At 61.5% G+C, this 4,641-nt stretch carries 9 protein-coding genes; 3 read left to right on the top strand and 6 right to left on the bottom strand.

Annotated features, from left to right (window positions below; translation table 11 throughout):
* A partial coding sequence (locus tag H1Y01_RS10210; protein ID WP_180540415.1) for an ATP-binding cassette domain-containing protein occupies window positions 1-270 on the bottom strand: 270 nt, incomplete at its 3' end.
* Between the two features lie 481 nt (window positions 271-751).
* Between H1Y01_RS10210 and H1Y01_RS20010 the strand changes: the two genes are divergently transcribed.
* Together H1Y01_RS20010 and H1Y01_RS10200 are read left to right on the top strand one after the other, a co-directional pair.
* A complete protein-coding gene (locus H1Y01_RS20010) occupies window positions 752-1,009 on the top strand; it encodes a ribbon-helix-helix protein, CopG family (RefSeq protein ID WP_180540414.1) in 258 nt (85 codons plus the stop codon).
* A complete protein-coding gene (locus H1Y01_RS10200; protein ID WP_180540413.1) occupies window positions 1,006-1,383 on the top strand; it encodes a type II toxin-antitoxin system VapC family toxin in 378 nt (125 codons plus the stop codon). The genes H1Y01_RS20010 and H1Y01_RS10200 overlap by 4 nt, the downstream gene beginning before the upstream one ends.
* Before the next feature lie 33 nt (window positions 1,384-1,416).
* Here the strand turns inward: H1Y01_RS10200 and H1Y01_RS10195 are convergent, their stop codons facing one another.
* On the bottom strand, window positions 1,417-1,590 hold the full coding sequence (locus tag H1Y01_RS10195; protein ID WP_180540412.1) for a hypothetical protein: 174 nt from the start codon (window positions 1,588-1,590) through the stop codon (window positions 1,417-1,419).
* Entirely contained in the window at window positions 1,577-1,756 is a 180-nt protein-coding gene (locus H1Y01_RS10190) for a hypothetical protein (protein WP_180540411.1), read from the bottom strand. Before H1Y01_RS10190 ends, H1Y01_RS10195 begins: the two co-directional genes overlap by 14 nt.
* A gap of 131 nt (window positions 1,757-1,887) precedes the next feature.
* Between H1Y01_RS10190 and H1Y01_RS10185 the strand changes: the two genes are divergently transcribed.
* A complete protein-coding gene (locus H1Y01_RS10185) occupies window positions 1,888-2,196 on the top strand; it encodes a hypothetical protein (protein ID WP_180540410.1) in 309 nt (102 codons plus the stop codon).
* 272 nt (window positions 2,197-2,468) lie between these two features.
* Here the strand turns inward: H1Y01_RS10185 and H1Y01_RS10180 are convergent, their stop codons facing one another.
* The 3 genes from H1Y01_RS10180 to H1Y01_RS10170 all read right to left on the bottom strand — a co-directional run.
* Complete coding sequence (locus tag H1Y01_RS10180) at window positions 2,469-3,158, bottom strand: RNA methyltransferase (protein WP_219341436.1); 690 nt, start codon at window positions 3,156-3,158, stop codon at window positions 2,469-2,471.
* Entirely contained in the window at window positions 3,140-3,691 is a 552-nt protein-coding gene (locus H1Y01_RS10175) for a methyltransferase family protein (protein WP_180540409.1), read from the bottom strand. Before H1Y01_RS10175 ends, H1Y01_RS10180 begins: the two co-directional genes overlap by 19 nt.
* Window positions 3,688-4,641 (bottom strand): glycosyltransferase family 9 protein (locus tag H1Y01_RS10170; RefSeq protein ID WP_180540408.1); only part of this gene is annotated, 954 nt, incomplete at its 5' end. The genes H1Y01_RS10175 and H1Y01_RS10170, both read right to left, overlap by 4 nt.

The raw sequence follows: 4,641 nt of genomic DNA, 5'->3' as shown, positions 1-4,641 counted from the left end.
ATCGAAGACGGACATGCACTCGGCGAATACGGACCGCCCGGAGAGGCTCAACCCATCCTGCGGCAGATAGCCCGCCGTGATGCCTTTGCTGAAAGTGATCGACCCGTAGTCGAGCGTCTCGATCTCCGCCAGCGTCTTGAGCAGCGTCGATTTGCCGGTGCCGTTCGCGCCGACAATACCGACACGCTCCTTCGGCGTGATCAGCCAGTCAAGATTTTCGAATAGGATTTTCGGCCCGAAGCGCTTGCCCGCGCCGGTGAGTTGGATCATTCCCGCTCTTCTATTTTAAGCTTCCAAAGCGGGTGGCAGCTAACCGGTCGGAACATCGTCCAATTGCAACAGGCATTTGCGATTTCGCGCAGTCACTGTTCCGAGTCCGAGACTGCGCTGCGAACGGCTGTCGTAAGTCGCCCGAGCGTTTAGCGGCGCGATCAATTTGCAACTGACATCTGCGAGATCCGAACGGCTGAAGCATGGCCGTAGCCAAATAGACGTGCTCTTTGGCAATGCAGACATCATCGATGAATCCGGAATTCAAAGTTTTGGACCGATCTCGGCCGCGTCGCGAACCGCATACTGAGCCCGAGCGAAAGCGAGCGGTCCGATGCCGTTGCGGCGCACATCCACTCGCTTTCGCTCGGGCTCAGTGTGGGGATTCGATACGGGTGCGAGTGGGCGGTGAATGGAAAGACAAACACGGGAAGCCAAAGCCAGACGCCGCCCATAATCGGGCGACGATGTATAATACATCGTGCGACGGACTCAGCTTCATCTCGATGACCTGCTATGGACAGCGCTCCACGCGCGGGCTCGGCGGGAGAACACAACCATTTCCGAGCTGGTTCGTCAGGCCGTGCGCGAACGCTATGTCGGAAGCCACGAACAACGGTTGTCCGCAATGCAGCGCTTTGCGGGCAGTCGCAAGCGTCGTGTGGGAGGCACAAATTCCGTCGCGGAGATAAGGCGCCTTCGCAAGGGAAGCCGCTTCGAACGTCTCGCGGACCGATGACTGTCCTGATCGACTCCGACATCCTGATTGACGTGTCGAGAGGCCGCGACAAGGTCCTCCTGTCCCGGTGGCTTGAACTGGGCGCATCGGACGCGCTGATTCTCTTCTCACCCGTAAGCGCGGCCGAACTTTGGGCCGGAGCGCGTCCCGCCGAACACGCGTACCTTGAATCCCTGTTCGAGGCTCTCGTTTGCGTGCCAATCGACGCCGCGCTCGGGCGACAAGCCGGGGAGTATTTACGCCGCTATCGAAAGAGCCACGCCGTGGAACTCGGCGACGCTTTGATTGCCGCTAGCGCGGTTGCGAACGGGGCACAACTTTGGACGCGCAATCGTAAGCATTACCCTCTGCCCGAGCTCAAGTTCTACGATTGAATTCCAGACGCTACGGCGGGCCAGACGGACCTATCACTTGAGCTTTCGAAGGCGATTGACGCGAAGACCGAGGACCAGCCGCGTCGACAGAGCCCAGACGAAGCGGCGGATCTTCCGCTCAGTCGAGGCCGCAACGGTGCTGCTGGAGTAACCGTTGCGGCCGGGCAGCCGGGTGGGGCGGGCCGGAACTGCCTTACGCTTCGCCACGATCGCTGTCGATAAGGGCGGCCGCCGTACCAGGGTCGAGGCGAATTTCAGGGCAACCTTCCAGAGGGTCACCGCTCTCGGAGGGTGGGGTAATCGCGCCGGAGGCGACGAGCCGATCGAACTGACTAGCCCGGTTGTCCCTCAAGTCGCGTATGCCCGTCTTCATACCCGAATCATAGCCACATGTAGCCACCGGGCAAAATCGCAAGCGTTTGGTTCGGGTAGAACGTATAGACCTGCGCGGAGGCTCGTCTGACTTGCAGTTCGCGATAACCTGTGAAAAGGAGGGCCGGGACCATGAACCTTGAAATTCGCAGGCCGGAACTCGTGCAGCGCGTCCGCGCGGAAATTCCGAACCGCCATCTGCACGACGCCGACGAACTGCTGGAACAGGCGCTCGACGCCCTCAATGAAAAGTTCCCCGACCCGGGGAATCAGACTGGCGCGGTGGCGCTTGCGGCGTTGCAGGCCCGCCCCTATCCCGACGTCGATCTCACGCCGCCCCGCGTGCGTCTCAACGTGCGGGACGTTTCGCTCGGATGGCGTACGTCAGCGTCGTCAGCATCGCGGAAATTCGTTTCGGCACTGAGCTTCAACAGGATGTGACGCGCCGCGCTGAGTGAATGACTGGCTCACGCGAACGCTGCGTCCCGCTTTTGCAGGGCGAGTCCTTCCGCTGACGGAAGACATCCGTGACGCGCGACCGCAGTAAGTTCGATAAAGCCGGTGTGCCCGTGTTCAACCCTTGGGAACAGTGACAGTCGCGCTGTTTCATAAACGGTTGGCTCGTGCCTCGTTCCACTCTGAGCGAGTGACGCGCATCCCGAGTTGCCGCAACGTATTGCACCTGGAAACTACGCCGTGCCAAGACCGACCCATCATCTAAGCTTCCAGAGCAATTGACGCAGAAAGCCGAGGACCAGGCGGCCATCGACCGCGCCAAGATGAATGCGCCGGATGAAGCGGCGGATCTTGAGCTCCGTGGATGTCGCCACAATGCGGTTGGTGTAACCGCTGCGATGGAGAACTTCGAGCAGCATGCGCGTGATCTGTTCGGCATCGTTGCCGCTGAGCGAGCGACGGCTTTCAGTAACCGCGCGCGCCGATGGATTGCGGATGAGCTCATAAAGGCAGACGGCGACGGACTGGCCGAGGTTCATCGACGGCGTCTCAGGCGTCGTCGGAATGCGTACGAGGAAGTGGCAGAAACTGATGTCGTCGTTTGAGAGGCCGAACTTCTCGGACCCAAATAGCAGGGCTGCTTTGCCTTGAATTAGTGGCGCGGCAGACTCGAGCGGGTATAAGGTGTGCTGCAGCTCGCGGTTGCCGATCGAAGTGGTTCCTACCACGAGAGAGCAATCGTTGACGGCGGCGGCGAGGTCATCGTAAACGCGCGCGGACTGCAGCACCGGTGCGCCTCCAACCGCGCTGACGGCTTCACGAAACGCCTTCTCATAGGGATTCACGAGGCGCAGGTCGTGGAACCCGAAGTTGCTCATGGCGCGCGCGCACGCTCCGATATTTAGCGGATTGCGCGGCGAAACCAGGACTACTGTAAGGTCATCCACTTGATGATCAGAAACGCGAGGCCGGCGAGGAATCCGAGGAGAGCTTGATACTCGCGATTGTAAACGTAGAGCTCAGACTTGAACCTTCCGCCCGATGCGGCCGTGCGTTTCCGAAAACCGATCAGCCGCGGCACCCGGCGCGCATACTCGTCGAAATCGGGAAACAGATCGCGCAAGTGTTGTTCTTCGAGTTCAATCACGGGCAGGTAAATGAAGACGAAGACAATCGCGAAGATGCCCGCTAGCGCGATGCTTCGCCCGGCAATCACCAGACCGCACGCCACCAGCAAGGTGCCGATGTAGAGCGGGTTCCGCGACCACGCATACGGCCCGGATTGACAGAGCTGCTTGTCTTTCGCGAGATGTCCGGCGGCCCAGGCGCGCAGCAGCAATCCGAGAATCGATATCGCACCGCCGAGCAGCAGCGAATTGCGCGTCGGATGAGAGAGCCACGCGAACGTGGCCACGAGCAGGAACCCGGAAGGCACACGCAGGCGCGCGACCTGATCGGCGTAGCGCTTCGGGAACGTCACAGCACGCTAGCGAGCGCGGCAACCACATGCTCCGGAGTGATCTCGCGCATACTCGCGTCGATCGTATCGCCGCGGCGGTAGTCGCCGCGTGTCAGACCGACGACTCCGGCATTCGGGCTTCGCAGCACCTGCAACGAGCCGCCATAAGGACCGTTTCGCGCGGGATCGGTCGGACCGAAGATCGCCACGCCGGGTTTCGCGATCGCGGCGGCCAGATGCATCGGACCACTATCGACGCCGATTACCGCGGTCGACCGGCGCGTTGCATCAATCAAACCGGAGATGCCGCTCGAATGGACCCACACTCCGGGGACTTGTTCCAGCTCGGCGCGCGCGGATGGCGGGCCGTTCAGAACCAGCGGCATGTTCCACTGATCCTTCAACAAACGGGCGACCTCCGCGTACGATTCGAGCGGCCATTGCTTGCTCTTCCATCCGGCCGAGGGAGTGGCCAGAACGAAAGGCGCATCGGGAAGATCGCCTTCCGGCATGCCTTGCGGCAGCGGGAAGGAACGAATCAGATTGACCGCGCCGGCGGCTGCGGCGGCATCCAGATGACGATCGACCACATGCACGGCCGCGCTCGAGACGCGATTGGAATAGAACCACGCCGCCATCCGTTCGCGCACCAGCCGGTGACTGTATCCGATCAGGCGATCCGGCCGCGCGAGCGACGCGGTGATGGCTGACTTCAGCAGTCCTTGAAAATCGAACGCCAGCGAGAAGTGCTGCTCGCGCAGTTCACGAAGCGTACTCAGCCACGACCCGGCGCGGCGGCGGTCGAGACAGATCACGCGATCGATGAAGCTGTTGTTTTCAAGCAGCGGCGCCCACGTGCTCTCGACCACCCACGTTAGCTTCGACGCGGGGAAACTATGCTTGAGCGACGCGGCCGCGGGCAGGGCGTGCAGCACATCGCCCATCGCGCCCAGCCGGACGACCAGGATGCC

The sequence above is a fragment of the Nevskia soli genome (assembly GCF_903970205.1).
Taxonomy (GTDB): domain Bacteria; phylum Acidobacteriota; class Terriglobia; order Bryobacterales; family Bryobacteraceae; genus Bog-113.
The sequence above is the reverse complement of the archived record's forward strand: the minus strand, read 5'-3'. Positions and strand labels throughout refer to the sequence as shown.